This window comes from Amorphus coralli DSM 19760 (assembly GCF_000374525.1).
Lineage (GTDB): Bacteria > Pseudomonadota > Alphaproteobacteria > Rhizobiales > Amorphaceae > Amorphus > Amorphus coralli.
The window spans coordinates 55,561-81,033 of the sequence record NZ_KB894575.1 but is presented as its reverse complement, the minus strand read 5'-3'; the positions used below and the strand labels follow the sequence as shown (position 1 = coordinate 81,033).

The window sequence follows — 25,473 nt, the reverse complement described above, 5'->3', positions numbered from 1 at the left end:
TGGACATGAGCCGTCAGAACCGTCTTCTGATCATCGATGACGAGCCCGAAATCCGGGCCTACTTCCGCGATATCGCGGAAGAGATGGGATTCGTGGTCGAGGAGTGCAGCGAGTTCGAGTCGTTCGACCGGGCCTATGCGGCACTGGAACCGACGGTGATCCTGCTCGATCTGTCGATGCCGGACCACGACGGGATCGAGTTCCTGCGCGAACTCGGCCGGCGCGGGTGCACGGCTGCCGTGCTTCTGTCCAGCGGTCAGGACGAGCGGGTGCTGGCGACGGCCCAGCGCCTGGGCGAGATGCTCAAGCTTCCGATGAGAGGCGTGCTGCAGAAGCCCGTCTCGGTGATCGATCTGGAGACGGCGCTGGAAGAGGTGTTCGTGGAGTCGGCCGGTATCACGTCCGAAGCCCTCGAGAATGCCATCCGGAACGGCGAGCTGGTCGTCTACTACCAGCCGAAGGTCGATCTCCGCTTCGGAGACGAGTATCCGATCGTCGGGGCCGAAGCGCTCGTGCGCTGGCAGCATCCCACGCGAGGGCTGGTGCCGCCGGACCGCTTCATTCCAATGGCGGAGGAAACCGCCCTGATCGGACCGCTCACCGAAGAGGTGCTGCGGATCACGGCGGAACAGCTCACAGACTGGCGCAGGCAGAATGTCTCGCTTCCCATCTCCGTCAATCTGTCGCCGCTGCAGCTTACCGACCTGACGCTGCCGGACCGGCTCGCCTCGCTCCTGCGGACCTACCAGATCGATCCCAGACTGCTGATCGTCGAAGTGACGGAGCAGGCGGCCATGGCGGACATCGGCAAGGCGACCGACATCTTGACCCGGCTCAGGCTGAAGTCCATCGAAGTGTCGCTCGACGATTTCGGCGCGGGCTTCTCGTCGCTGGTCGAAATCTACCGGATGCCGCTGTCCGAGCTGAAGTTCGACCGCAGCCTGATCACGGACCTGGATCGCGACTCCGGTGCCCGTACGGTTGTGAAGGGGCTGTTGGCCCTGATGAAGGAGCTCAAGCTGCCGGTGTGCGCGGAAGGCGTGGAAACCGCGAAAACCGCGCGCCTCCTTCAGAGCATCGGCTGCGAAACGGCGCAGGGCTTCTATTTTGCCAGGCCCATGCCGGCTTACGAGTTCCTGGAGTTCGCAAAGGGGCGGCGCATTCTTGGCGCACCGGAGGCTTCTGTCGGGGCATCCGGCGCCCGCTGAGGCATCTCGCTGCCAGCCGGGACCGATGGCTGCGGAACGAACGCCTCGGGCCGCACGTTCCGCTCTGCAGCAAGGCAGTCAATCGGGGCGAACCATGACAAGACGCTCGGGAGTGATGATCGGCGCGGGCGTTGCCGCTGGAGCGGTGGTGCTGGCCGGCGCCCTCGTCGGGCGCGATCGCATCTGGGAACTGGCGGCAGGCCCTGCCGATCTTGGCCCTGTCGACTTCCGCAGCCTCGAGCCTGACCCCTGGCCGAACCACTATCTGGTCTGCCCTGCCGATCTGTGCCCGTCCGATGCAGTGCGGGCCGATCCGCCGGAATTCCCGGTATCCGCCGCCCGGCTGATCGAGCTGGTGGACGGGATCGCGGTGACCGAGCCGCGCACCGAGCGCGTCGACGATGGATCGCGTCCGCTGCAGGCCCGTTATGTCGTCCGTTCCAGGCGGATGCGGTTCCCGGACACGGTCTCCGTCGAGGCCGTGCCGCTCGGCAGCGACCGCTCCACCATCGCAGTCTACTCCCGGGCGCAGTTCGGCCGTGACGATTTCGGCGTCAACGAAAAGCGCGTCGAGCGCTGGTTGATGCGGCTGCAGGAACGGGCCCGGGCCAGGGACGGCTGAGACAGCTCAGCCGGCCGATGATTGCGGCCCGGTCTCACCGCCGCAGTTGGGCGGGATGTGGCCAAGCCAGGCCTTGCCGCGGTCGGAGGTTGCGCCGCGCACCAGTGGCCGATCCACCTCGCGGATCGCCTCGATCGGCAGCCCGGGGCCGAGCGTGTCGCTCGACAAGGGCACGGTGGAGACGACCAGGGCGCCGCTGCATCGCACCTCTGCGGCGGACGTCCAAGGCGACAAGTGCGGGCTCGCTTCCTCGAACACGTTGACCGGGTGGCCGAGATCGAAGGCCAGCGCTCCGCCAAGCTGACGGCCCTTCTGCACGCCTTGCGTGACGATGACCTCCAATGGCCGATCGGACACCGACGCCCAGTAGTCCTCCACGATCTCCACCATCGCCGGTCCGTCGAAATCCGGATAGGCCGGTTTCGACTGGGTGATGGGCGAGAGGATCCGGATCGCCGCATAGCCGACCGCGAAGCCGACGGCGAGGGCGACCACGGCGATCCGCAACCGCCGGCCCGTGGTCCGTGCGCCCGCCCGGCTTGCGGTCACGCCCCACCACAGCGCGAACGAGGGCAGCATGGGCACCAGCCAGTGGCTCTTGGCATCAACGCCGAAGACGAGCGCGGCGAGCGCCACCACCAGGATCGGCCCGATGGCCGCCCAGGTCACGAAGACGCTGGTGGAGTCCGAAGGCCGCGCGAACAGGACCGACCGCACGCAGCGCGCCAGCCGACGCGGGCTGGGGCAGGCGGCAAGCGCGATGGCGACCATCGGGACGACAGCACCGAGCGATGCGCCGACAAAGGCCATCGCGGATGTGACGTGGTGGGTGATGTCCCGCGCCTCGGTGCGCACCGCCCAGCCGAGCGGTGAGGCGTCGCGGGTGGCGAGCACGTAGAGCTGGGGTGCGAGAAGCACCAGGCCACCGCAGACCGCGATCCAGGGGCCGGGCGAGGCAAGCTGGCGGCGCCAGGCGGGCACGAGGAGGAAGGCGATGCCCAGTCCGGCGACCAGATGGAGGATCGCGTACTTCGCCCACAGGCCGCCCGCGACTGCGAGGCCGAACACGAGCCAGGCCCACCACAGCCCGGACGTGAAGGCGCCCCAGGCCGCGGCCAGTGTCAGGCCCCAGAACAGCAGCACGCCGATGTTGTGGTTGAGCTCAAGCGGATAGATCGTGAGGTAGGGGGACAGGAGCCCCATGGCAGCGGCAAGCAGGGCCGCGGTGCGGCCGCCGGCTTGGGCAGCCACCCAGACGGCGCCGGCCAGCCCGCCCAGCGCCAGGAGTTGGGCAATGGCGTAGAGCGCCTGATAGCGCAGCGGCCCGGCGAGCCGGGCGATCTCCGTCAGCCACAACGTGAACGGCGGATGGCGGGAATAGAGCGGCAGCCAGTGCTGGCCGCCGATGGCGCCTTCGGCCACATCGAGCCGGATGGAGCCCTCCAGAAGCGACGGGAGCAGGATCCAGATCGCGGCGTGCAGCAGCGCCGCTGCGGCCAGAAGGGTGAGGCCCGTGCGCAGGTCACCGGGCGGCGCGGACGCCGCCCGGCTGGATGGGTCTGAGTTCATGCTTATCCGAAGACGAAGAAGGTGCCGAAGGCGAGCGCGATCAGGACGACGCCCGGAGACAGGTCGGACAGGCGGCCGGAGAAGAGCTTGACCAGCACATAGGTGATGAAACCCAGCCCGATGCCTTCCGAGATGGAGTAGGTGAACGGCATGCCGATGGCGCAGACGGCGGCCGGGGCGACCTCGGTCGGGTCCTTCCAGTCGATATCGGCGAGGCCCTGCAGCATTATCGTCGCGACGAACAGGAGCGCGCCCGCGGTGGCGTAGGCCGGGATCGTCGCCGCCAGCGGCGAGAACAGCAGGCCGAGAGCGAACAGCACCGCCACCGTGACACCGGTGAGGCCGGTGCGACCGCCGGCTTCAACGCCGGTGGCGCTTTCCACGTAGCTGGTGGTGTTGGACGTACCGGCCAGCGAGCCGATGACCGTCGCGGTGGAATCGGCCAGGAGCGCCTGGCGCATGCGCGGCAGCCTGCCGTCCTTGTCGAGAAGGCCGGCCCGCGACGAGACGCCGATCAGCGTGCCGGCGGTATCGAACAGGTCCACCAGCAGCAGCGAGAACACCACGATCCAGAAGGTGCCGGTTGCGACCTTGGCGAAGTCGAGTGCGAACACGGTCGGGGCCGGGTTCGGCGGCAGCGATACGACGCCCTGGAAGTCCACCAGCCCGAACGGCACGCCGAGCACCGTGACGACGAGGATGCCGATGATGGTGCCGCCGACGAGGCCGATGGCGTTCAGCGCGGCGATGAGGGCGAACCCCACCAGCGCCAGGATGACGGGCGCGGAAGCGAAGTCGCCGGCGGTGACCAGCGTCGCGGGGCTGTCCACCACGATGCCGGAATTCTCCATGGCGATGATGCCGAGGAAGAGGCCGATGCCGGCGGAAATGGCCCGCTTCAGATTGTGCGGAATGGCATCGATGATTGCCCGCCTGAGGCCGATCAGCGAGATCACCACGAACAGGATGCCGGAGCAGAACACGGCGGCCAGCGCTTCCTGCCAGGTGAAGCCGATGGTCAGCACCACGGTGAAGGCGAAGAAGGCGTTGAGCCCCATGCCCGGGGCAAGCGCGATCGGATAGTTGGCGGCGAGCGCCATGATCAGCGTGCCGGCGATGGCGGCGATCGCCGTGGCCACGAAGACCGGTCCTTCCGGCATGCCGGCCGCGGCCAGGATGCTCGGGTTGACGAAGAGAATGTAGGCCATCGTCAGGAAGGTGGTGACACCTGCGACGATCTCGGTCCGGGCGGTGGTGCCGTTTGCTGTGAGGCCGAACGTGCGGTCGAGAAGGCCGTGGGGCCGGTCGTGGGGGGCTGGCGGCATGGGCGGATCTCCTGGCCGGGAGGCTGGTCAGAGGGAAGCGTTCACGCGGACACTCCGGAGAGGAGCGGCGAACCGGGCATGCTCATCCGGGACGGAAGCGGACATTGCGATGCACATGCGCCAGTGCGCCGCACTGTAGACTTATTTTGCCGGTTCGCCGAGAAGCGCGTAGGCGGTTTGCACCGTTACGGCGGGTCGGTCGTCGCCATGGGCGCTCAGGGTGATGCGTCCGAACGCCATCGTGCGGCCGAGACGGATCACCTCGGCGGTAGCGAGCGTGTCCCTGCCTGCGACCGGTCGCAGGAAGTGGGTGGTCTGGTCGACGGTGGTCATCGGACGGTAGCCGCCGGAGGCCGCCGATACCGCGAACACCATCGCGGTGTCGGCGAGCGCCATCAGCGCCTGGCCGCAGACCACGCCGTTGTCGCGGGTGAGCCGGTCGGAGAACGGCATCCGCAGCACCGCGTCGGCCTCGCCGATCCGCTCGATGGTCAGGCCCAGATCCTGGATCCACGGCGCGAACACCGTCGCCAGAAGATCGGTTGCGGCCCCGGTGTCGAATGTGCTCATCAGACGCGTCCCCCCTTCTCGTTCTGGCTCCGCCCGGGCGACAGACGGAACGCTCCGAGACCATGAACTATCGCCACGCCTACCATGCCGGCAATGTCGGAGATGTCCTCAAGCACGTCGTGGTGGCGCGGATCGTCCGATATCTGCAGAACAAGCCGGCCGCGTTTCGGGTCATCGACACCCACGCCGGGATCGGGCTCTACGATCTCACCGGCGACGAGGCGTCGAAGACAGGCGAGGCGGAGCGCGGTGTGGCGCGGGTTCTGTCGGCGGAGGCGCCGGAGGCCGTCGCCGAACTGATCGCGCCGTGGCGCGACGTCGTCGAGGCGGAGAATCCGGACGGCGCGCTGCTCGTCTATCCCGGCTCGCCCTGGCTGGTCCGCGCGCTGCTGCGGCCGCAGGATCGGCTGACGGCGGTGGAGCTGCATCCGACGGACGCGGAAACCCTGAAGGCACTGTTCGCCGGTGACGTGCAGGTGCGTACGGTGGCGCTCGACGGCTGGCTGGCGCTGAACGCCTTCGTGCCGCCGAAGGAGCGGCGCGGCCTGGTCGTCGTCGATCCAGCCTTCGAGGTGCCTGGCGAGATCGCGCGGCTCGGCAAGGGGCTGGCCGAGGCGTGGCGCAAGTGGCCCACGGGTGTCTATTGCGGCTGGTATCCGGTTAAGGTCGGCGACGAAACGGACGAGATCGAGGCGATCCTCGCCGCGGCCGGGATCGACAGGCGCTTGATGGCCGAGATCACCGTGCAGGCGCCCGACGCCGACGGTCCGATGGCCGGCTGCGGCCTGGCGATCCTCAATCCGCCCTATACGCTCGCGGACGAACTGGAGGCGCTGCTTCCCTGGCTCGCGCGGACACTCGCCCAGGCCCCCGGCGGTGGCTTTCGCGTCACACACCCGCAGCTGTAAGGGGATCGCTGGCCCGGCAGCCTTGATTCTCCACCCCCCATCCCGCATCGTCCCGGACATCGTTTCGGGTCAGGGGTCTGCCATGTTCGTCCGTCTCGCCGCCGCCATTTTCCTCGCCGCGTCCTTTGCGATGCCGGCGCAGGCCGCCGACCTCATGGTGATCGCGCCGGCGCCGACCTCCGTCGAACCGGCCCCGGTTGCCGGGCCGCTGCCCGCCTGCGCCGATCCCAAGGTGGTGAATGCGGCCCTGAAATTTTCCAACAGTGCCGAGCCGGTCTACCGGGCCGAGCGCGTCGCGGTGATCGACAACGTCTTCGAGGAGCGCCTCGACGTGAACGATCCGAGCCCGCTGGCGCGTCGCTATTGCCGCGGGCGCGCCGTGCTCGAGGACGGCCGGGTAACGGCGGCCTTCTTCCGGCTGGAGGAGCAGGGCGGCTTTGTCGGTCTCGGCTGGTCGGTGAATGTCTGCCTCGAGGGCTACGACAAATGGCGGGTCTACGACGGCTTCTGCCGCACCGCGCGCGCCGCGCCGCTCCGCTGACCGGCGAGGTCGCATCGAAGCGCACCCGGCTGGCGATGGCACGCGGAACGGTCTGGCCGCTGCTGGTGGTCATCGCCCTCTGGCTGGGCGCGGGCCTGCCGCCGGCTGCCGCGAACGACGTGTCCGGCCGGTTCGACTTCTACGTCCTGTCGCTGTCCTGGTCGCCGAGCTACTGCGCCGCCGCGGGCGACCGCGCCGATCCCGACCAGTGCGACTCGGGCCGTCCCTACGCCTTCGTGGTGCACGGGCTCTGGCCGCAATATGAGCGCGGCTTTCCCGAATACTGCTCTAGCCGCCGGGCTCCGGGCCGCGATCTCGTCAACTCCATGCTCGACATCATGCCGAGCCGCGGCCTCATCCGGCACGAGTGGAAGAAGCACGGCAGCTGCGCCGGCGTCTCGCCGCGCCGTTACTTCGAGCTGACCCGCCAGGCCTATGACAAGGTGCGGATTCCGCCGCGCCTCGTTCGGCTGGAAAAGCCCATCGTGGTGGATCCGAACGTGCTTGAGCGCGCCTTCCTCTCCATGAACGAGGGATTGACGGCCGACGCGATCGCGGTCACCTGCCGCAGCAACCGGATCCGCGAGGTCCGGATCTGCATGACCCGCGACCTGTCCGATTTCCGCGCCTGCCCGCAGGTGGATCGCAACGCCTGCCGCCAGAGCCGTCAGCGGATGCCACCGGTGCGCAGCCGATGAGCCGGCGGACGGCGGTCGCGCCGGTCGTCATCGTGGCGGGCCTTGTTGTATCGGGCGCCGCGGCGGCGCAGGACACGGCATCCGCCGATCCCTGGATGGCGATCCCCGAACCGGTGATGATCGAGCATCTCACGGTGTCGCGCTGCGAGGAGCCTCTGTCCGGGCCGTTGTCCCATGTGGACCCCGTCCGGGGGGTGCTGTCGCCAGCCGCAACGCTCTACGCGATCCCGTGCACGGCGGGCGCGAGCCGCCCCACCTACCGTCTCTATGTCCACGAAATCGGCGAGATCGAGGGCGTCCACCCGATACCGCTGGCCGTTTACACCGAGGCTTATGGCTGGCAGGGCACCGCGCTCCTGAGGGGGGTGGAATGGGACGCGGAAGCCGAACGGCTGGTCGCCGAGGGGCCACGCGGCACGGATGGGCGCATCGGCGTCGGCATCTGGTCATGGGGTGACTTCAGGCTGAAGATGGAGCGGTTCAGCCTCGTCGACGACGCCGGGACGGCGGAACGGATCTACCCGCCGGCCGAGTGAGCCGGTCGCCAGACCGTCAGGACCACCGGCCAGTCCGGATCGAGCACCGTTTCCGGTCCGGGCTGCAGGCCGTGGCGGGCGAGCACCAGTTCCGCCTTGCCGGTCGAGCAGTCGGAAAAGACCGGATTTCCGCCCGGCAGTTCGACGCCCCTGGCCCGGGTCAGGTGGAAGGCGTCGTAACCGTGCGCCAGGAAGATATCGAAGACGCCGCGTCCACCCGGAACCCCGACCGCACCGCCATCCGGCAACACGGTTGCCAGCATGTCGGCAACGGGGACGAGCACCGGCGACCACCACCAGCCGTCGTCACGTCGCTCGATGCCGCGCGCGCGGCTGGAGGCGACGATGCGAAGCCGGCCCGCCCGGTTCGGGGTCGCCTCGTGGGACAGGCGGCCGAGCAGCACCGCGTCCATCCGGTCGAGCCCCGCCTGAAACGTCCGCCAGTCGGCCTGGTTGCGCAGGGCGTCCGGCATCCGGCCATGGGCGTCCGTGATGCGGTCGTCGTCGGAGACGATCGCAAATCCCTCGATCGTCCAGCGCCGGGTATCAGGTGTTGAACTTGAAGAGGATGATGTCGCCATCGGCAACGACATATTCCTTGCCCTCGTCGCGGGCACGACCCGCTTCCTTCGCGCCCTGTTCGCCGCCGTGGGAGACATAGTCGTCATAGGCGATGGTCTGGGCGCGGATGAAGCCGCGCTCGAAATCGGTGTGGATCCGACCTGCGGCCTGGGGCGCCTTGGTCCCGGCCGGAATGGTCCAGGCGCGGGTCTCCTTCGGGCCGGCGGTGAAATAGGTGATCAGGCCGAGCAGGCCGTAGCCGGTGCGGATGAGCCGGTCGAGCCCTGGCTCGTCCAGTCCAAGCGTTTCCAGATATTCCAGCTCTTCCTCGTCGGAGAGCTGCGCGACTTCCGCCTCGATGGCCGCGGAGATCACCACGACCGCGGCACCTTCCTCGGCGGCACGGGCTGCGACACGCTCCGACTGGGAATTGCCGGTCGCAGCGGATGCCTCGTCGACGTTGCAGACATAAAGGACCGGCTTGGCGGTCAGCAGGTTGAGGCTGTCGATATCCTCGGCAAGCGAAGGGTCCTTCGCCAGCAGGGCGCGCACCGGCTTGCCCTCGCGCAGAACTTCAAGGGCTGCGTCCATGACCGGCACGATGTGCTTGGCCTCGCGATCCCCGCCGGTCGCCTTCTTGCGCAACGGCACCACCCGGCGTTCCAGGCTGTCGAGGTCGGAAAGCATCAGCTCCGTGTCGACGGTGTCGGCATCGGCGATCGGGTCGATCTTGCCATCGACGTGAGTGACGTCGTCATCCTCGAAGCAGCGCAGCACGTGCGCCACGGCGTCGACCTCGCGGATGTTGGCGAGGAACTGGTTGCCGAGTCCCTCGCCCTTCGATGCGCCGCGCACCAGGCCGGCGATGTCCACGAAGGTGAGCCGCGTCGGAACGATCTGCGCCGACTGGGCGATGGAGGCGATCTTGTCGAGCCGCGGGTCCGGCACCGCCACGTCGCCGGTGTTCGGCTCGATGGTGCAGAACGGATAATTGGCGGCCTGGGCGGCGGCCGTGCGGGTGAGCGCGTTGAAGAGCGTCGACTTGCCGACGTTCGGCAGGCCGACGATGCCGCATTTGAAACCCATTGCAGTCCTCGAAAGCGTGGGGCGGACGCGATGCGTCGCCAAGGGGAGCAAGGCCGGGTGATAGGACACTTTGGGCGGCGATCACAATGCGAAATCGGCTTTCTGCCCCGCATCGGACCGGTTGGCGGGTGACTCGGCCGGGCATCGCTCCGGGAATGTGCCGAAACGGCGAACATTCAAAGAAATTGTCGTGGCAGAAACAATCCGGCGGAACCTACTCGGCGATCCCGGCGTTGTAGCCTCGAATTCGCTTTTCGATGAGTAAAAACGAGGAGGATATGATGCGTAAGAGCTTGCTCACCGCTGTTTCCGCTGCTGCTTTGATTTCGTCCGGCATGGTTTCGCCGACTTTCGCGCAGTCGAACACTGACACGGATCAGTCTTCGCAGGTCGAGCCGCAGGCGACTGAAGCTCCGAATGCGAACGGCTCGATGAACTCCGACGCCGCGTCCGACAGCGCGCCTGTCGCTTCCGACAACGCTCAGTCCGGCGAGACGATGCAGTCCGAGGGCGATGCCGCCGATTCCGGCGAGATGGACGCCGACACCGCGGACATGAACGAAGCCAACGACGGCGCCATGACCGCCGACACCGGCGACATGGCCACCGAGCAGCCGGAAGGCACCTACCTGGCCAGCGAGCTGACCGGCGAGCCGGTTCAGAACGCCGAGGGCGAGGATCTTGCCGGCATCGAGGACTTCGTGATCGGCCAGGACGGCGCCATCAGCCACGTCATCGTCTCGTTCGGCGGTTTCCTCGGCCTTGGCGACAAGGAAGTCATGCTTCCCTGGGACCAGTTCGAGATCACCACCGATCCGGAAGACGAGGATGACCTGATCGCCCGCCTCAACATGACCGAGGAAGAGATCGAGGCGCTGCCGGAGTTCAAGTCGCAGGAAGAGGTCCGCGAGGAGACCGAGCGCCAGGCTGAGCCGGCGACCACCGGCACCGCCACGGGTACCGGTACGACGGGCACGGCGACCGGCACCACCGGCACGACTGCCCAGTAATTGGGTTGCCTGAGGGAAGCGCTGATCGGCGCTTCCTCCTCCCGGAAAAGGCCGCGCGGCAACGCGCGGCCTTTTTCTTATGGCCGGTGGTGGCGGTCAGAGGGAGACGGAAAGCAGGCGGTGGCTCAGCGTCGGACGAGTTTGCCGAGAGCCGCGAAGGGGCCGGAGGCGCCGGCATCGTCCGACCCGGCGGGTCGGGAGGGGGCAGATTTCGCCGCATTCCCGCCTTCCGACGCCTGCGGCTTTGCCTTCGAGCCGGATTTCGTCTTCTCCGCTGCCCCCTGGGTGGCGAGGTGGACCTTGTTGGCGAAGGTGGAATCCTTGCCATCCACCAGCAGCGACGCCTGATCGGCAATGGCATCCAGAAGCGGATGGAGCCAGGCGACGTCGGCCTTGGCGAAATCGTGAAGCACGTAGGGCGCGACGGCATCCTTGTGTCCGGGATGGCCGATCCCGATCCGCACCCGGCGATAGGTGTCGCCGATATGGGCATTGATCGAGCGCAACCCGTTGTGGCCGCCGTGACCGCCGCCCGCCTTCATCCGGAACTTGCCGGGAGGCAGGTCGAGCTCGTCGTAGATCACCACGACATCCTCCGGCGACAGCTTGTAGAAGCGCATCGCCTCGCCAACGGCCTGGCCCGACTCGTTCATATAGGTCTGCGGCTTGAAGAGCTGGACCTTGTCGCCAGCCAGCGTGCCGTCCGCCGTTTCCGCGTTGAAGCGGGAGCGCCAGGGCGCGAAACGGTGCCGGTCGTGAATGCGGTCCACGGCCATGAAGCCGACATTGTGGCGGTTGCCGGCATAGCGGCTGCCGGGATTGCCAAGACCGACCAGAAGCAGCATCGGATGTCGCCTCGCTCGGATGACGGGAGGGGTGTCGAGCGCGATCTGCCGCGCGGGTCCCGTCTAAAACAAAACCGCGCCGAAAGACAGCTTCCGGCGCGGTTTGCATGCATTGCAGAGGCGGCGCGGCGGCAGGGGACCGCCGCGAGGCCGATCAGCTCTCGCTGTCGCCGTCGCTGTCGCCTTCGCCCTCGCCGTCGTCGGAATCGGATCCGGTTTCGGTCTCGGTGGTCGGCTCCTCGGTCTCGCCGGCTTCCTCCGCGGCCGTCAGGACGGCCGGAGCGGCGATCGTCGCAACGGTGAAGTCGCGGTCGGTGATCGTCGGCTCGACACCGTCGGCCAGCGTCGTGGCCGAGATGTGGATGCTGTCGCCGATCTCAAGTCCGGTGAGGTCGAAGCTGATCGACTCCGGAATGGAATCCGCCGGGCACTCGAGTTCGACCGTGTGACGGACGATGTTGAGCACGCCACCGCGCTTCAGACCCGGGGACTCTTCCTCGTTCTCGAAGTGCACGGGCACTTCGACCGCGACGCGGCTGTTGCGGCCGATGCGGAGGAAGTCGACGTGGACGAGGAAGTCGCGCACCGGCTCCAGCTGATAATCGCGGGGCAGGACGCGGATCGACTTGCCGTCGACCTTGATCGTCCAGACGTGGGTCAGGAAGCCGCCGGCATGCAGCTTCAGGAACACGTCCTTGTAGGGAAGGGCGATCGGCAGCGGCTGCTGCTTGTCGCCATAGATAACGGCAGGAATCTTGTTCTCGCGGCGCAGCGCACGAGCGGCCCCCTTGCCCACCCGGTCACGCACCGTGGCTTCGAGCACGAACTCTTGAGCCATCGGTCTCTCCTTCATGGCATGAAACGAAACAAGGCCGCTCAGGGCGGCCTGTGCTTCCGATCTCCCGCCTCCAGGGGTGCGGGCAGGGCGCCTATATACGGGGATCCGCGGCCATGTTCAACCGCATTCGGTGCTCTTTCCGCGCTGCCCGCGGGTGTGGGGGCGCGGCCTCAGCGTCCGGCTGCGCGGCGGACCGCGGCGAGATCCACGGGCCGGTCGGGCAGGGTGATCTCGAAGGCGGTTCCCGGCGCTTCCTCGGCCAGCCGGATGGTGCCGCCGTGGGCGCGGACGAGCTCGGCCGCGATCGCCAGACCCAGGCCGGTTCCTCCCTTGCGGGCGGAGCCCTGGAACGGCTGAAACAAGTGTTCCCGCACTTTCGCCGGCACTCCGGGACCGGTGTCGGTGACCCGGATGGTGACGACGCTGCCCTCTCTGTGGGCTGAAATCTCCAGCCGCTTGACCAGGGCCGCACCCGTTTCCGCCTCCATCACCTGGACGGCATTACGCGACAGGTTCACCAGGACGCGAAACAGCTGGTCCGGATCGGCGTCGATCTCCAGCCGCGGTTCGATGCGGTTGTCGAACACGATGCCGGACTGCTGAGGCAGGCCGAGCACCTCGCCCACGTCATCGGCAAGCTGGCGAAGGTCGACGATGCGGCGCGAGGGCGGGGCCTCCCGGGCGCGGCCGTACGACATGACGGAGCGGGTGTAGCCCACCGCCCGGTCCAGGGTGCCGACGATCTTCGGCAGGATGCGCTGCACCGTCGGGTCCGGGCTGGAGGCCAGCCGGTCGGAGAAGAGCTGGGCGGAGGCCAGCAGGTTGCGCAGGTCGTGGTTGATCTTCGAGACGGCCAGGCCGAGATCCGCGAGCCGCCGCTTCTGCTGGATCGTGTCCGAAAGCTGCCTCTGCATGGTGGCGAGCTGGCGCTCGGCATCGCCGATCTCGTCCGCCCGGCCGGAGGGAACGATGACCCGGTCGGCGTCTTCCGGGTTCTCGGCGAAATGGCCGATCGCCGAGGACAGCCGCTTGATCGGACGCACCAGCAGCCAGCGCAGGCTCATGTAGACCAGCACCGCCGAGATGATCGAAATCATCAGCGAAAGCAGCAGGATGTTGCGCGAATAAGCGAGCATTGCGGCGCGCAGACGGCGGTCGGAGATGACGATCTCGACGCGTTCGTCCTGGCCGGGGACCGCTCCGGTCACGCGGATCGTGTGCGGATGCGCCTCGAACAGCACGCCGAAGGCGTCGACGATGGCCTGAAACGGCTTCATCTCGGAGAGATCGACGTGCACGTCCACCGTTTCCGGCGGCATGTCGATGGCAAGCAGCCTGCGGCGTTCCCCCGTCAGCAGGGCGATGGCGATTGTGTCGGTGGAGGCGAGGAGCCGGCCCTGGAGCGCCTTGGGCACTTCCGAGCCGTCGGCCAGAACCATCGCCGCGACGCTGGCGGTGGCGTGGGAATCGCGCAGCCACGACAGCCGGAAATTGGCGATCGACGGCACGTAGATGAGGATTTCACTCATCATAACGAACAGAAGTGTCAGCACCAGCAGCTTGCCGCTGAGGCCGGCACGCCATGGACGGCGCGGCTGTTCGTCCGGCGCGGTGACCTTGGTTGACGGGTCTCTCGGTTGGGCCTGCGCCTCCGCGGGGCGGTCGCTGTCCGTCACCGAGATCTCCCCGGTCGCCGACATGACCGGCCGGGCACGCGAACCGGCCCGGTCCCGAGACCAGGTTTCCTTTCAACCGGCGATGACGCGGGCGAGGACGCTCGCATGGCAGACGCTACCCCAGACGACGCAACCAGCCGAGAATGCGCCGGAGCCAGGGATTGGTCAAACTGTCGGAATAGTAGCCCACCGCAGCGGTCTTGCTGATCTCGCCGAGCGTCGGATAGGGCGGCACGAAGCTTGCGACCGTGCTGATCTTGATCTTGCCGGCGACCGCGAGCGCCCATGTGCCGATCAGCTCGCCGGCGTGGGCTCCGACGATGGAGACACCCAGGATGCGGCCGCGCCGGCCGGTGACGATCTTGATGAAACCCTCGGTGCGCCGTTCCGCGCGCGCCCGGTCGTTGCCGGAGAGCGGAGCCTTCAGAACCTTCACCGTCTCGCCGTGGCGCTCCCGGGCCTCAGCCTCGGTGAGGCCGATCTGGGCCAGCTCGGGATCGCAGTAGGTGACGCGGGGAATGCGCGACCGATCTTCCTTCACCGGCAGCCGGAACACGATGGAGCGCACCGCCAGACTGCCGTGATAGCCGGCGACATGAGTGAACTGCAGGCCGCCGGTACAGTCGCCGATGGCGTAGATCCGGCGGTTGGTGGTGCGCAGCCCCTTGTCGACGGTGATCCCCTTGCGCCCGTACGCGACGCCGGCCGCATCGAGGCCGAGCCCCTCGACCGTCGGCGTTCGGCCGGCAGCGACAAGCAGATGGCTGCCCGCAAGGCGCAAGCTCTGTCCTGCCACCGTTAGATCGACGGTGAGATCCCCCGCCTCGCCGCGGGCGCCGTCCACCGAAGCCTTCTCGTGAAGCGTCACGCCGTCGGCGACGAGCGCGCTGCGGACCACGTCCACGAGGTCTGGATCGTCGTGCGGCAGGATGGTGTCCCGTTCCACCAGGGTCACGGCCGCGCCGAGCCGGCGATGGGCCTGGGCCAGCTCCACCCCGATCGGCCCGCCGCCGATGACGATGAGATGGTCGGGGCGCTCGGTGAGGTCGAAGACGGTTTCGTTGGTGAGATAGGCAACGCCCTCCAGCCCCTCGATGGGCGGAATGGAGGGGCGCGACCCGGTGGCGATGACGAAACGCCGCGCCCGGACGGTGGTGTCGCCGGCCACGAGGGTTCGCGGGTCGGTGAAATGCGCCGCCTCGCGCAGGACGGTGACGCCGAGGCCCTCGAACCGCTCGACGGAATCGTGCGGTGCGATCGACGCGATGACCTCGTGGACGTGGCGGTGGACGCCGGCAAAGTCGACGGAAGGCTCGGTAGCCTCGATACCGAAAGCCGGTCCGCGGCTGCCTGCATGGCGGATCGCGGCGGCCGCGATCAGCGACTTAGACGGGACGCAGCCGGTGTTCAGGCAGTCGCCACCCATCGCGCCCTTTTCCACCAGCACGACTGGAGCGCCGAACTGGGCGGCGGCGGCGGCAACCGTCAGGCCGGCCGAGCCGGCCCCGATGACGCAGATGTCGGGCTTGAGAAGCGTGCCGCTCACCGGGGCTGGCCTCGCGACTTGCGCCAGCGCCGCACAAGCGGCGGAAGCAGGGCGACTAGGCCGAGCGCCACGAGAGCGCCGACGAAGGTCGGCGTCACAAGGGCGGCCAGGTCGATTGAACAGGTGCCGGCATCGACGCAGCCGGGGTGAGCCTGTTCCTGGGCCGCGATCAGGCTGTCGAGACCATCTCCCAGGAAGGCATAGGCGATCGTACCAGGCAGGATGCCCAGGAAGGTCGCGCCGGCATAGGTTCCCAGAGGGACCTGGAACAGCGCCGGGGCCAGGTTGACCAGCCAGAATGGGAATACCGGCACCAGGCGGAGAAACAGGAGATAGCTCCAGGCATCCTCGCGAAACCCCTCGGCAAGGCGGGTCACGAACGGGCCTGCGCGGGCCCGCAGCGCGCTGCCGAAGGACGAGCGCGCCGCCAGGAACACGATGACGGAACCGGCAGTCGCGGCGATTGCCGTGGCGATGGCAGCCGGGACGACGCCGAACAGGAAGCCGCCGGCGATGGTCAGCAGGCTGGCGCCCGGGAAGGACAGGGCCACGAGCACGATGTAGAGGGCGCAGTAGAACGCGAGCGCGAGAACAGCGTCGTCAGCGACGAAGGCGGCCAGTTCGCCACGGCGCTGGATCAGGTTGGACAGGGTGAGCTGTTCGAACCAGCCGAACAGCCAGGCCGCGACCATCATCGCCAGGATTGCGGCGACGGCGAACCAGCCGACGGCGCTGCCGCGTCGGGCTTCTCCCGACGGCTCGCCGGCGTCCTTCCGTCCGTGGGGAACCGCCATGCGGGCGCCATCCGTGTATTGGTGCTGCGACATTCCGCTCGTCTTCGATCGTCGGGTACGGCGAGCGCCCCTGCTTTCTAACAGATGCCCATGATCGAACGCGCGCGCACCCGCTTCGATCGGCTCTCACCTGAAATTGACACGTCGAGAGCGGCGTGCGGGCATTGGGTGCGGGAAAGGGGGAAGCCGGCGCAGCCGGTCGACCTCCGATTTTCGGCCCGGCGGACGCCGTCCGTGCGTTGACTTGGCGCGGCCGTCTTTCTATAAGCCGGGGCTCACTTCCCAGTCGAATGCCGCACAAGCGAGTGCCGTTCAGGCAGGCGGCGGGGCGTGATCCGTTGATTTCGATCTATCCGATGGGCGTCGACGCGCATGGCGCGGGCCCCTGAGAGCAGGTTTTTGTCCGATGAAGCGCACCTATCAGCCGAGCCGTCTCGTTCGCAAGCGCCGCCACGGGTTCCGTGCGCGCATGGCGACCAAGGGTGGCCGTCTTGTCCTGTCCCGTCGCCGTGCCCGCGGCCGCAAGAAGCTGTCGGCGTAGTCCTTTCGGCCCGAGAGAACGCCCGGCCGGCTTTCCGGATCCGTGATGGAGCGTCTCAAGAAGCGTGTCGAGTTCAAGGCGGTCGCCCGCGGCGTGCGCTGCGAGCGACCGGCGTTCGTGCTTCAGGCCCGATGCGAGGCGGCGGGAGACAATCCGCCGCGGTTCGGCTTCACCGTGACCAAGCGCACGGGCAATTCCGTCGAGCGCAATCGCATTCGCAGGCGCCTGAAAGCCGCGGTCGGCGAGGGAGGCGGCCAGGCCCGGCAGGGGTGCAGCTACGTCCTCGTCGGACGTCGGTCCGCCCTGTCGCGCTCCTATCCCGATCTCCTGTCCGACCTTGAAGTCGCGTTCGAGCGGGTCCACAACGCCGTCGACCGTCGGCCCCAGCGCCGGCGCGCCCGAGACTCCTGAACCGGTGCGGTCATGGAAAACAAGAATTTCATTCTCGCGATCGCCCTGTCGCTCGCCGTTCTGATCGGCTGGCAGTATTTCCTGGTCGAGCCGCAGCAGGCGGAACGCCGGGCCGCGCAGCAGGAGCAGGCGGAACAGGCGGCGACCACGCCCGGTTCCAATGTTCCGCAGCCGACCGACGGCACGGCGTCGCCCTCCGCCACGTCGAGCGCACCTTCGGCCGGCGGACAGATCGCACCGGCTGCCGACCGTCCCGCGGCGCTTGCGGCCACCTCCCGCCTGCCGATCGAGACGGACCGGGTCGAAGGCTCCATCAACCTCCAGGGCGGGCGTATCGACGACCTGCGGCTGAAGGACTACCACGAGACCGTCGACCCCTCGAGCCCGACGATCGTGCTGTTCTCGCCGTCCGGCGCGCCCGATCCCTACTATGCGGAGTTCGGCTGGGTCGCCGGCGGACAGGGCGATGCCAAGGTCCAGGTGCCGGGTCCGGACACGGAATGGGAGGTCGACGGCGCCGGCAAGCTGACCCAGGACACGCCGGTCACCGTCAAGTGGACCAACGACGCGGGCATCACCTTCACCCGCACCTACGCCATCGACGACAACTACATGTTCACCGTCACCCAGGGGGTCACCAACGACACCCCGAACGCGGTGACGCTCTACCCCTACGGCCTGATCTCGCGCCATGGCGAGCCCGAGGTGTCCGGCTTCTTCGTGCTGCACGAGGGACCGATCGGCGTCTTCGGCGAGGAGGGGCTTGAGGAGTTCAGCTACGACGATCTCGTCGACGACGGCCCGATCACGCCGACGAAGAGCTCCGGCGGCTGGCTCGGCTTCACCGACAAATACTGGGCGGCAACGCTGGTCCCGAACCCGGGATCGCAGTTCCAGCCGCGGCTGTCGGCCACCCAGCGCGACGGCAAACCGATCTTCCAGACCGACTTCCTGGAGGATGCGGTCACGATCCAGCCGGGTCAGAGTGGCGAGGCGCGCAACCTGCTGTTTGCCGGCGCCAAGGAAGTCGACGTCATTTCCGGCTACGAGTCGTCGCTCGGCATCGAGAAGTTCGACCTGTTGATCGACTGGGGCTGGTTCTATTTCCTCACCAAGCCGATGTTCTACGCCCTCGACTTCTTCTACAAGCTCGTGGGCAACTTCGGCGTCGCCATCCTCATCGTCACCGTGCTGGTGAAGGCAATCTTCTTCCCGTTGGCCAACAAGGCCTACGTGTCGATGAGCAAGATGAAGAAGCTGCAGCCGGAAATGGTCAAGCTGCGCGAGCGGTACAAGGACGACCGCGTCAAGCAGCAGCAGGCCATGATGGAGATCTACAAGAAGGAGAAGATCAACCCGGTCTCGGGCTGTATTCCGATCCTGATCCAGATCCCGGTCTTCTTCGCGCTCTACAAGGTCATCCTGGTCACCATCGAGATGCGGCACGCGCCCTTCTTCGGCTGGATCCAGGACCTCTCGGCGCCCGACCCGACGACCATCTTCAACCTGTTCGGCCTGATCCCGTGGGATCCGCCGTCGTTCCTCATGATCGGCATCTGGCCGCTCATCATGGGTGTCACGATGTGGCTGCAGATGAAGATGAACCCGACCCCGCCGGACCCGACCCAGGCGATGATCTTCAACTGGATGCCGGTGATCTTCACCTTCATGCTCGCCAGCTTCCCGGCCGGCCTGGTCATCTACTGGGCCTGGAACAACGCCCTGTCGGTGCTGCAGCAGTACGTCATCATGCGGCGCCAGGGGGTGAAGGTGGAGTTGTGGGACAACATCGCCAGCCCGTTCAAGCGCAACAAGGAAAGCAAGGACACCGGCTCCTCGTCCTCGTGACGGGAAAGCCGGTTCCGGGGGTGAACCACGCGTGAGCGACAGACCGGACACCCTCTTCAAGCGCCCCTGGGACTTCCTCCGGGGCGCGCGGTCCATGGACGACCTGCCGGATGGCGCGCGTGTCGAGGTGGCCTTTGCCGGCCGCTCCAATGTCGGCAAGTCTAGCCTGCTCAATGCGCTGGTCGGGCAGAAGAGCCTGGCACGCACGTCCAACACGCCGGGTCGGACCCAGGAACTGAATTTCTTCGTCACCGACCAGGCGCCGCTCGTCATCGTCGACATGCCGGGCTACGGCTATGCCTCCGCGCCGAAGAAGGCGGTGGAGGCGTGGACACGGCTGGTGTTCGACTTCCTCCGCGGCCGCCAGAGCCTGCGCCGCGTCTATCTCCTGATCGACGCCCGGCACGGCCTGAAGACTATCGACGAGGAGGTCATGACCTCTCTCGACCAGGCCGCCGTCTCCTATCTCATCGTGTTGACCAAGGCGGACAAGATCGGCCCGAAGCAGCTCGAAACGCTGATCGAGGAGACGATGGAGAAGATCCGCAAGCGCCCGGCGGCGCACCCCACCGTCATCGCGACTTCCTCGGTTACCCGCGCCGGGATCGACGAGCTGCGGGCCGAAATCGCCACCTTCGCCGAGGGCTGAGCGGACGGTTTGGCCCACGAGGGCCGGACACCGATTGAGCCGGGCCGCTGCGGCGGCTATAGAGGCCAACCGGATGTGGGAAGCAGGAACAGTGCGATGACGACGGCTGACACGGAGACCGACGAAGCAGACCTGTCGCGGGCGCGGGTGATCGCCGAGGCGCTTCCCTTCATGCTGCGCTACGACGAGCGCACCATCGTCGTGAAATATGGCGGCCACGCCATGGGCGATCCGTCGCTGGCCAAGGCCTTCGCCGAGGACGTCACGCTCATGAAGCTTGCCGGGATCAACCCGGTGGTGGTGCATGGCGGCGGCCCGCAGATCGGCGCCATGCTGGACCGACTCGGCATCCGCTCGGAATTTCGCGGCGGGCTGCGCGTGACCGACCGCGCCACCGTCGAGGTGGTCGAGATGGTGCTGGCCGGCTCCATCAACAAGGAGATCGTGCGCGCCATCAACGGCGCCGGCGGCCGCGCCGTCGGCCTGTGCGGCAAGGACGGCCGCATGGTCACCGCGGAGCGGGTGAAGCGCACCGTCATCGATCCCGATTCCAACATCGAGAAGGTCGTCGATCTCGGCTTCGTGGGCGAGCCCAAGGAGGTGCGCCGCGAGGTCCTCGACATGCTCGCCCAGAGCGAGATCATTCCGGTGATCGCGCCGGTGGCGCCCGGTGACGACGGCGAGACCTACAACGTCAATGCCGACACCTTCGCCGGTGCCATCGCCGGGTCGCTGAACGCCTCGCGCCTCTTGTTCCTGACCGACGTGGCGGGTGTGCTGGACGCCAACGGCCGGCTCATCAAGGAGCTGACCGTGTCCGATGCCCGCCGGATGATCATCGAGGGCACCATCACCGGCGGCATGATCCCCAAGGTGGAAACCTGTATCGAAGCGCTGGAGCGGGGCGTGAAGGGCGTCGTGATCCTGAACGGCAAGCTGCCCCACGCGGTGCTGCTGGAGCTCTTCACCGAGCGCGGCGCCGGCACCCTGATGACGCCGTGAGTTTCCGCGCGGCCAACGCTTAGGACGGTCCATCGTGCGCACCGAAGGCGACGCCGGCCCGCAGGCCGGGTCCGACACGCCCCTGGCGAAGGCGTTCGATCACGTCGACACCTGGGTGTTCGATCTCGACAACACGCTCTACCCGGCCCACTCGAACCTGTTCGGGCAGGTGGACGAGCGCATCCGCGACTACGTGCAACGCCTCCTGGATATCGAAGCCGACGAGGCGCAGGTCATCCAGAAGGACTATTATCGGCGCTACGGCACCACGCTGCGCGGCCTGATGATCGAGCACGAGATCGCCACCGACGAATTCCTGGAATACGTCCACGACATCGACCACTCGCACCTCGATCCGGATCCGCGCCTCGGCGAGGCCATCGCGGCCTTGCCGGGCCGGCGCTTCATCATGACCAACGGCGCCCGCAGTCATGCCGAGAAGGTGGCCGGACGCCTCGGCATAACCGACCATTTCGAGGACATTTTCGATATCGTCGCCGCCGATCTCCTGCCCAAGCCGGAACAGGCGACCTATGCCCGCTTCCTGGAGAAGCATGGGCTGACGCCGGCGCACGCGGCGATGTTCGAGGATCTGTCGCGGAATTTGGAAGTGCCGGCGCGGCTCGGCATGCGGACGGTGCTGGTGGTACCGGAGGGGACACGCGAAGTCTTCCGGGAGAGCTGGGAGCTGGAAGGCCGGACCGCACCCCACATCGATTTCGTCACGGACCATCTTGCCGACTTCCTGGAGCGGCTGCTGGGGCGCGACACCGGGTCCGCGGGATTGAACCAGCGTTGACTCGTCCGTTTCCGCAGCTATCGTCCGCCGCGATCCTCCCGCACCGCCAGCGGCGACCCGGTTCCGGGCCGTCGCGGTCCTGCGGGATCCTGACCGATTGGAGAATTCGATGACGCTTGCCGCCTCGCCCGAGAAACTCGCCTCGATCGTCGACGAGGCCTTCGAGAACCGGGCCTCCGTCGGCGCCGATACCGGCGGCGAAGTGCGCGAGGCCGTCGAGGCGGCACTTGGCCTGCTCGACCGGGGCGAGGCGCGCGTCGCGGAGAAGGTGGACGGCACCTGGACGGTCAATCAGTGGCTGAAGAAGGCGGTCCTGCTGTCCTTCCGCCTCAACCCGATGAGCGCTATTCCGGGCGGCCCCGGCGGCTCCACCTGGTGGGACAAGGTGCCCTCGAAGTTCCAGGGCTGGGGCGCCATCGACTTCGAGCAGGCCGGTTTCCGCGCCGTGCCGGGTGCCATCGTGCGCCGCTCCGCCCACATCGCGCCGGGCGTCGTGCTGATGCCGTCTTTCGTCAATCTCGGCGCCTATGTCGGCGCCGGCACGATGATCGACACCTGGGCGACGGTGGGCAGCTGCGCCCAGATCGGCGAGAACTGCCACATCTCCGGCGGTGTCGGCATCGGCGGCGTGCTGGAGCCGCTGCAGGCCGGCCCGGTGGTCATCGAGGACAATTGCTTCATCGGCGCGCGCTCCGAGGTCGCCGAAGGGGCGTTCATCGGGGAAGGCGCGGTGATCTCCATGGGCGTCTTCATCGGCGCCTCCACCAAGATCGTCGACCGGGAGACGGGCGAGACCTTCGTCGGCCATGTGCCGGCCTACTCCGTGGTGGTGCCGGGCGCGCTCCCGGGCAAGCCGCTGCCGAGCGGCGAGCCGGGTCCGTCGCTGGCCTGCGCCGTTATCGTCAAGCGCGTCGACGAGCGTACCCGCTCCAAGACGTCCATCAACGAGCTGCTCCGGTCGTAGTCGGCGGGGCGAGGCGGGGAGCCCGGCAGTGGATCTGGAAAACCTTCTGCTGTCGGGATCCGGACGCCTGAGCCGCCGCGGCTTCCTGGGCGGGGTGGTTGCCGTCGCAATCTATGGCGCGGCGACTGCAATCGTGTTCCGCATCCCCCAGGGTGCCTTCTGCGGCATGGATCATCAGGCGCTGATGGGGCGGATCTACTTCGCCGCGCTGGGCCTGATGGTGCTGATCGCAGCGGTGATGTTGGTCGCCGTCGGGGCGAAGCGGTTCGCCGACATGGGGTGGCCGGGATGGCTGGCGGCCCTTCCGGCGCTTGCGGCTATGGGAGCCATCGTGGCGCTTCGACTGCCGGAGCTGGGCGCCTGCGGCCTGCTGACGCCGGAGCGCATGCCCATCCTTGCGGGCGCGGGTGGATTGATGGCGCTGTTTCTGCTTCTCGGCCTGCTCTGGCCGGGGCGGCGCAAGCCGGTTGCGTCGCCGGACGAAACCGAGCAGCCGACGCGGGTGGTCGGGCTCTAAAAGCGTTTCCAGGCGAAGTGGACACCGGTTCGCCGTCCGGAATCGCGACAGAACCAACGACCGGACGACGGTGCCGGATCGCAATTCGGTGTCCATAGTTCGTTGCGCTCGCGTGCGGGCGACTTTGAAGGACCAGTGCGCCCGCGGGCGCAAGAGGCAGGATGATGAACCAGACACGGCGTCCGGTACGCAAGGATCCCTCGGTCTTGTGGGTGGCGTTCGGCTTCGACGGACGGATCTCGCGCGAGCCGTTCTGGCTGGGGTTCCTGTTCGTCACCCTACTGGCCAGCGTCATGCTGACGCCGTTCCGACCCCAGGGCGACGATCCGGTGATGGTCAATCTCGGCTTTCTGATGATCCTCGTCGTCGCGCTGTGGAGCGAACTGGCCCTGGCCGTGAAGCGATTGCACGATCGCGGCCTGTCCGGTTGGCTGGCCGTTCTGCTGTTCGTTCCGGTCCTCAACCTCGTCGTCTTTGTCGTGCTGGGCCTGATCCCGGGCGACAAGGGGCCGAACGCCTTCGGCCCGGCCCCCAACACCCGCAAGCCGTGAGCGCCGCCGTGCCCGCTTCCGCCGATCGCCCGTCCAACCTGCCGACCGCCGGCGACCCGGTCGAGGTGGCGCGCGCCCTGATCGCCTGTCCGAGCGTGACACCGGAGGAGGGCGGGGCGCTGACGCTGCTGGAGGCCGTCCTGCAGCCGCTGGGCTTTTCGACCAAGCGGGTGCGCTTCTCCGACGAGGGCACGCCGGACGTGGACAACCTCGTCGCAACCCTCGGCGAAGGCGCGCCGCACCTGATGCTGGCCGGACACACCGATGTGGTGCCCCCCGGCTCGGGTGCGCTGTGGACCCATCACCCCTTCTCCGCCGATATCGACGAGGGGCTTCTCTACGGGCGGGGCGCGGTGGACATGAAGGGTGGTGTCGCGGCCTTCGTGGCGGCCGTGGCGCGCCTCAGGGCCGAGGGCGTCCCGACGCGCGGCTCCGTCACGCTGCTTCTCACCGGTGACGAGGAAGGGCCGTCGATCAACGGCACGGAGAAGCTGCTCGCCTGGTGTCACGAGCAGGGCATGCGCTTCGATGCCGCCCTGGTCGGAGAGCCCACCAATGTCGAGACCCTGGGTGACATGGCCAAGATCGGCCGCCGCGGCTCGCTGTCCGGCACGCTCCGCATCGAGGGCCGCCAGGGCCACGCGGCCTATCCGCACCGGGCCCTCAACCCGATGCAGGCGGTGGTCGCGATAGCCGATGCGCTGCAGGGCACGCCGCTTGACCACGGCAGCGAGGCCTTCCAGCCGACGAGCCTCCAGGTGGTGTCCATCGACACCGGCAACATGGCCTTCAACGTGATCCCGGCGGCCGCCGAGATTCGCTTCAACGTGCGCTTTTCCGACCGCTGGACGTCTGCGTCCCTGAAGGACGAGCTCCTGTCCCGCATCGAGAGCGCGCGGCCGGAGGGCATCGAGGTCGCGGTCGCCTGGGAGAAGGCGTCGGAATCGTTTCTCACCCGTGACGCGGCGTTGGCGGAACGGCTTTCCGCCGCCGTGCAGGCCGTGACGGGGCGCGAGCCGGAACTCTCCACCACCGGCGGCACCTCGGATGCCCGCTACATCCAGGCCTATTGTCCGGTGATCGAATTCGGCCTCGTCGGTGACACCATGCACCAGGTGGACGAGCGCGTGCCGCTGGCCGATCTCGAGGCCCTCACGGAAATCTACCGCGCCTTCATCGCCGCGACCCTGGCGGCGGATGCCGAGACCGACGAGGCGTGATGCTGCGTCGTGACGAGATCCAGCGCTCGCTCGTCGGCGCATGTGCGCTGTTCCTGAACCGTCCGGAGGGCATGCAGGCGCTCGACACGACGGTCGACGGCTTCTTCCGGTCGTTCGGCGTGATCTTTCTGCTGGCACCCCTCTACGCCGTTTCGGTGCTGGCCGAGGTCCGTCTGCTGCAGATCGACGGTGCCCCGATCGACGGCTTTCCCTACGTCTGGTTCTTCGGCTGGAAGTTCGTCGGCCTGGCCGTTGATCTCCTGGCCTTTCCGGTCGTGCTGGCGGCGCTGGCGCGCCCGCTCGGGCTGGCCGCTCGCTATGTGCCCTTCGTCGTCGCGCGCAACTGGACCAGCCCGGTTGCCATGTCGCTGTCGATCCTGCCCTCGGTGCTGTTCGCCTCGGGGCTGATCGGACAGGAACTCGCAGCGATCCTGTTCCTCGCGGTGGCGGTCGTGGTCATCCGCTACCTCTATCTCGTGGTCCGCATCGCGCTGCAGACGACCGTCGCGATGTCGATCGGGGTGGTGCTCTTCGACCTTCTCCTGAGCCTGGTGCTCGGCGAACTGGTCAACCGGCTCGCGGGATTCTGAGCCAGAGGCCGCCGATGACGGCGGGGTTCTGTCCGTCGCATGTCGGGA

The 25,473-nt window shown here is 67.7% G+C and carries 29 protein-coding genes; 18 read left to right on the top strand and 11 right to left on the bottom strand.

All coding sequences use genetic code 11. The features are described from left to right. The first annotated feature begins 5 nt into the window (after positions 1-5). Together C507_RS0115545 and C507_RS22515 are read left to right on the top strand one after the other, a co-directional pair. Complete coding sequence (locus tag C507_RS0115545) at positions 6-1,208, top strand: EAL domain-containing response regulator (RefSeq protein ID WP_040401293.1); 1,203 nt, start codon at positions 6-8, stop codon at positions 1,206-1,208. 94 nt (positions 1,209-1,302) lie between these two features. Then, on the top strand, positions 1,303-1,830 hold the full coding sequence (locus C507_RS22515; RefSeq protein WP_169508979.1) for a DUF1499 domain-containing protein: 528 nt from the start codon (positions 1,303-1,305) through the stop codon (positions 1,828-1,830). Between the two features lie 6 nt (positions 1,831-1,836). On the opposite strand, the gene C507_RS0115535 is transcribed toward C507_RS22515, so the two are convergent. The 3 genes from C507_RS0115535 to C507_RS0115525 all read right to left on the bottom strand — a co-directional run bounded on the left by C507_RS0115535 (position 1,837) and on the right by C507_RS0115525 (position 5,294). Next, a complete protein-coding gene (locus C507_RS0115535; protein ID WP_026319144.1) occupies positions 1,837-3,399 on the bottom strand; it encodes a glycosyltransferase family 39 protein in 1,563 nt (520 codons plus the stop codon). A 2-nt stretch (positions 3,400-3,401) separates the two neighbouring features. After that, the gene (locus C507_RS0115530; RefSeq protein WP_018700636.1) at positions 3,402-4,724 is read right to left on the bottom strand and encodes an NCS2 family permease; all 1,323 of its coding nucleotides are present in this window, start codon (positions 4,722-4,724) and stop codon (positions 3,402-3,404) included. Positions 4,725-4,865: 141 nt separating this feature from the next. After that, positions 4,866-5,294: a PaaI family thioesterase gene (locus C507_RS0115525; protein WP_018700635.1), complete on the bottom strand. Its 429-nt coding sequence runs from the start codon at positions 5,292-5,294 to the stop codon at positions 4,866-4,868. A gap of 62 nt (positions 5,295-5,356) precedes the next feature. Here C507_RS0115525 and C507_RS0115520 point away from each other — a divergent pair, with 62 nt between their 5' ends. The 4 genes from C507_RS0115520 (at position 5,357) to C507_RS0115505 (ending at position 7,977) form a co-directional block, all read left to right on the top strand. Next, positions 5,357-6,202: a 23S rRNA (adenine(2030)-N(6))-methyltransferase RlmJ gene (locus C507_RS0115520; RefSeq protein ID WP_018700634.1), complete on the top strand. Its 846-nt coding sequence runs from the start codon at positions 5,357-5,359 to the stop codon at positions 6,200-6,202. 82 nt (positions 6,203-6,284) lie between these two features. Next, on the top strand, positions 6,285-6,743 hold the full coding sequence (locus C507_RS22510) for a hypothetical protein (protein WP_018700633.1): 459 nt from the start codon (positions 6,285-6,287) through the stop codon (positions 6,741-6,743). Continuing rightward, positions 6,689-7,441: a ribonuclease T2 family protein gene (locus tag C507_RS0115510; RefSeq protein WP_018700632.1), complete on the top strand. Its 753-nt coding sequence runs from the start codon at positions 6,689-6,691 to the stop codon at positions 7,439-7,441. The genes C507_RS22510 and C507_RS0115510 overlap by 55 nt, the downstream gene beginning before the upstream one ends. Beyond that, on the top strand, positions 7,438-7,977 hold the full coding sequence (locus C507_RS0115505; RefSeq protein ID WP_018700631.1) for a hypothetical protein: 540 nt from the start codon (positions 7,438-7,440) through the stop codon (positions 7,975-7,977). The genes C507_RS0115510 and C507_RS0115505 overlap by 4 nt, the downstream gene beginning before the upstream one ends. Here the strand turns inward: C507_RS0115505 and C507_RS0115500 are convergent. The 3 genes from C507_RS0115500 to C507_RS23135 form a co-directional block, all read right to left on the bottom strand. After that, positions 7,959-8,558 (bottom strand): dihydrofolate reductase family protein, encoded by a 600-nt coding sequence (locus tag C507_RS0115500; RefSeq protein WP_051089793.1) that lies wholly within the window; start codon positions 8,556-8,558, stop codon positions 7,959-7,961. The two genes, C507_RS0115505 and C507_RS0115500, sit on opposite strands and share 19 nt — an antisense overlap. Then, on the bottom strand, positions 8,524-9,624 hold the full coding sequence (ychF, locus tag C507_RS0115495; protein WP_018700629.1) for a redox-regulated ATPase YchF: 1,101 nt from the start codon (positions 9,622-9,624) through the stop codon (positions 8,524-8,526). The genes C507_RS0115500 and ychF overlap by 35 nt, the downstream gene beginning before the upstream one ends. 214 nt (positions 9,625-9,838) lie before the next feature. Beyond that, entirely contained in the window at positions 9,839-9,997 is a 159-nt protein-coding gene (locus tag C507_RS23135) for a hypothetical protein (protein ID WP_156829343.1), read from the bottom strand. A gap of 58 nt (positions 9,998-10,055) precedes the next feature. Between C507_RS23135 and C507_RS22505 the strand changes: the two genes are divergently transcribed. Further along, positions 10,056-10,634: a PRC-barrel domain-containing protein gene (locus C507_RS22505; protein WP_156829342.1), complete on the top strand. Its 579-nt coding sequence runs from the start codon at positions 10,056-10,058 to the stop codon at positions 10,632-10,634. 125 nt (positions 10,635-10,759) lie between these two features. Here the strand turns inward: C507_RS22505 and pth are convergent, their stop codons facing one another. From pth to C507_RS0115465, 5 genes are all read right to left on the bottom strand, one after another. Continuing rightward, entirely contained in the window at positions 10,760-11,479 is a 720-nt protein-coding gene (pth, locus tag C507_RS0115485) for an aminoacyl-tRNA hydrolase (RefSeq protein WP_018700627.1), read from the bottom strand. Between the two features lie 154 nt (positions 11,480-11,633). After that, positions 11,634-12,317, bottom strand: a complete 684-nt coding sequence (locus C507_RS0115480; RefSeq protein ID WP_018700626.1) for a 50S ribosomal protein L25/general stress protein Ctc — start codon at positions 12,315-12,317, stop codon at positions 11,634-11,636. A gap of 170 nt (positions 12,318-12,487) precedes the next feature. Beyond that, complete coding sequence (locus tag C507_RS0115475) at positions 12,488-14,017, bottom strand: sensor histidine kinase (protein WP_018700625.1); 1,530 nt, start codon at positions 14,015-14,017, stop codon at positions 12,488-12,490. A 91-nt stretch (positions 14,018-14,108) separates the two neighbouring features. Next, complete coding sequence (locus tag C507_RS0115470) at positions 14,109-15,539, bottom strand: dihydrolipoyl dehydrogenase family protein (protein ID WP_018700624.1); 1,431 nt, start codon at positions 15,537-15,539, stop codon at positions 14,109-14,111. Then, positions 15,536-16,366, bottom strand: coding sequence for a TVP38/TMEM64 family protein (locus C507_RS0115465; RefSeq protein WP_156829341.1), 831 nt, complete (start codon positions 16,364-16,366; stop codon positions 15,536-15,538). The genes C507_RS0115470 and C507_RS0115465 overlap by 4 nt, the downstream gene beginning before the upstream one ends. A gap of 373 nt (positions 16,367-16,739) precedes the next feature. Here C507_RS0115465 and rpmH point away from each other — a divergent pair, with 373 nt between their 5' ends. The 11 genes from rpmH (at position 16,740) to C507_RS0115410 (ending at position 25,425) form a co-directional block, all read left to right on the top strand. After that, entirely contained in the window at positions 16,740-16,874 is a 135-nt protein-coding gene (gene rpmH, locus C507_RS0115460; protein WP_018700622.1) for a 50S ribosomal protein L34, read from the top strand. Positions 16,875-16,919: 45 nt separating this feature from the next. Continuing rightward, positions 16,920-17,285 (top strand): ribonuclease P protein component, encoded by a 366-nt coding sequence (gene rnpA / locus C507_RS21635; RefSeq protein WP_018700621.1) that lies wholly within the window; start codon positions 16,920-16,922, stop codon positions 17,283-17,285. Between the two features lie 12 nt (positions 17,286-17,297). Then, positions 17,298-19,133, top strand: a complete 1,836-nt coding sequence (yidC, locus tag C507_RS0115450) for a membrane protein insertase YidC (RefSeq protein WP_018700620.1) — start codon at positions 17,298-17,300, stop codon at positions 19,131-19,133. Between the two features lie 31 nt (positions 19,134-19,164). Then, positions 19,165-19,782, top strand: coding sequence for a ribosome biogenesis GTP-binding protein YihA/YsxC (gene yihA / locus C507_RS0115445; RefSeq protein ID WP_018700619.1), 618 nt, complete (start codon positions 19,165-19,167; stop codon positions 19,780-19,782). Positions 19,783-19,878: 96 nt separating this feature from the next. Next, complete coding sequence (gene argB, locus C507_RS0115440) at positions 19,879-20,784, top strand: acetylglutamate kinase (protein ID WP_018700618.1); 906 nt, start codon at positions 19,879-19,881, stop codon at positions 20,782-20,784. Between the two features lie 34 nt (positions 20,785-20,818). Then, positions 20,819-21,583 (top strand): pyrimidine 5'-nucleotidase, encoded by a 765-nt coding sequence (locus C507_RS0115435; protein WP_018700617.1) that lies wholly within the window; start codon positions 20,819-20,821, stop codon positions 21,581-21,583. Positions 21,584-21,692: 109 nt separating this feature from the next. Beyond that, positions 21,693-22,547 carry a 2,3,4,5-tetrahydropyridine-2,6-dicarboxylate N-succinyltransferase gene (gene dapD, locus C507_RS0115430; protein WP_018700616.1) on the top strand — a complete coding sequence of 285 codons (855 nt, stop codon included), beginning with the start codon at positions 21,693-21,695 and terminating at the stop codon, positions 22,545-22,547. A gap of 28 nt (positions 22,548-22,575) precedes the next feature. Next, complete coding sequence (locus C507_RS0115425; RefSeq protein WP_018700615.1) at positions 22,576-23,064, top strand: DUF805 domain-containing protein; 489 nt, start codon at positions 22,576-22,578, stop codon at positions 23,062-23,064. A 164-nt stretch (positions 23,065-23,228) separates the two neighbouring features. Further along, positions 23,229-23,615: a DUF805 domain-containing protein gene (locus C507_RS21630; protein WP_169508978.1), complete on the top strand. Its 387-nt coding sequence runs from the start codon at positions 23,229-23,231 to the stop codon at positions 23,613-23,615. Between the two features lie 8 nt (positions 23,616-23,623). After that, a complete protein-coding gene (gene dapE / locus C507_RS21625; protein ID WP_425386857.1) occupies positions 23,624-24,835 on the top strand; it encodes a succinyl-diaminopimelate desuccinylase in 1,212 nt (403 codons plus the stop codon). After that, positions 24,835-25,425 (top strand): hypothetical protein, encoded by a 591-nt coding sequence (locus C507_RS0115410; RefSeq protein WP_018700612.1) that lies wholly within the window; start codon positions 24,835-24,837, stop codon positions 25,423-25,425. Before dapE ends, C507_RS0115410 begins: the two co-directional genes overlap by 1 nt. The last annotated feature ends 48 nt before the right edge of the window (positions 25,426-25,473 follow it).

Bases quoted from the DNA above. Each gene is read 5' to 3' on its own strand.
- C507_RS0115545 (WP_040401293.1), top strand. From the start codon at position 6: ATGAGCCGTCAGAACCGTCTTCTGATCATCGATGACGAGCCCGAAATC.
- C507_RS22515 (WP_169508979.1), top strand. From the start codon at position 1,303: ATGACAAGACGCTCGGGAGTGATGATCGGCGCGGGCGTTGCCGCTGGA.
- C507_RS0115535 (WP_026319144.1), bottom strand. From the start codon at position 3,399: ATGAACTCAGACCCATCCAGCCGGGCGGCGTCCGCGCCGCCCGGTGAC.
- C507_RS0115530 (WP_018700636.1), bottom strand. From the start codon at position 4,724: ATGCCGCCAGCCCCCCACGACCGGCCCCACGGCCTTCTCGACCGCACG.
- C507_RS0115525 (WP_018700635.1), bottom strand. From the start codon at position 5,294: ATGAGCACATTCGACACCGGGGCCGCAACCGATCTTCTGGCGACGGTG.
- C507_RS0115520 (WP_018700634.1), top strand. From the start codon at position 5,357: ATGAACTATCGCCACGCCTACCATGCCGGCAATGTCGGAGATGTCCTC.
- C507_RS22510 (WP_018700633.1), top strand. From the start codon at position 6,285: ATGTTCGTCCGTCTCGCCGCCGCCATTTTCCTCGCCGCGTCCTTTGCG.
- C507_RS0115510 (WP_018700632.1), top strand. From the start codon at position 6,689: ATGGCGGGTCTACGACGGCTTCTGCCGCACCGCGCGCGCCGCGCCGCT.
- C507_RS0115505 (WP_018700631.1), top strand. From the start codon at position 7,438: ATGAGCCGGCGGACGGCGGTCGCGCCGGTCGTCATCGTGGCGGGCCTT.
- C507_RS0115500 (WP_051089793.1), bottom strand. From the start codon at position 8,558: ATGGCGACATCATCCTCTTCAAGTTCAACACCTGATACCCGGCGCTGG.
- ychF (WP_018700629.1), bottom strand. From the start codon at position 9,624: ATGGGTTTCAAATGCGGCATCGTCGGCCTGCCGAACGTCGGCAAGTCG.
- C507_RS22505 (WP_156829342.1), top strand. From the start codon at position 10,056: ATGAACTCCGACGCCGCGTCCGACAGCGCGCCTGTCGCTTCCGACAAC.
- pth (WP_018700627.1), bottom strand. From the start codon at position 11,479: ATGCTGCTTCTGGTCGGTCTTGGCAATCCCGGCAGCCGCTATGCCGGC.
- C507_RS0115480 (WP_018700626.1), bottom strand. From the start codon at position 12,317: ATGGCTCAAGAGTTCGTGCTCGAAGCCACGGTGCGTGACCGGGTGGGC.
- C507_RS0115475 (WP_018700625.1), bottom strand. From the start codon at position 14,017: ATGTCGGCGACCGGGGAGATCTCGGTGACGGACAGCGACCGCCCCGCG.
- C507_RS0115465 (WP_156829341.1), bottom strand. From the start codon at position 16,366: ATGTCGCAGCACCAATACACGGATGGCGCCCGCATGGCGGTTCCCCAC.
- rpmH (WP_018700622.1), top strand. From the start codon at position 16,740: ATGAAGCGCACCTATCAGCCGAGCCGTCTCGTTCGCAAGCGCCGCCAC.
- rnpA (WP_018700621.1), top strand. From the start codon at position 16,920: ATGGAGCGTCTCAAGAAGCGTGTCGAGTTCAAGGCGGTCGCCCGCGGC.
- yidC (WP_018700620.1), top strand. From the start codon at position 17,298: ATGGAAAACAAGAATTTCATTCTCGCGATCGCCCTGTCGCTCGCCGTT.
- argB (WP_018700618.1), top strand. From the start codon at position 19,879: ATGACGACGGCTGACACGGAGACCGACGAAGCAGACCTGTCGCGGGCG.
- dapD (WP_018700616.1), top strand. From the start codon at position 21,693: ATGACGCTTGCCGCCTCGCCCGAGAAACTCGCCTCGATCGTCGACGAG.
- C507_RS21630 (WP_169508978.1), top strand. From the start codon at position 23,229: ATGAACCAGACACGGCGTCCGGTACGCAAGGATCCCTCGGTCTTGTGG.
- C507_RS0115410 (WP_018700612.1), top strand. From the start codon at position 24,835: ATGCTGCGTCGTGACGAGATCCAGCGCTCGCTCGTCGGCGCATGTGCG.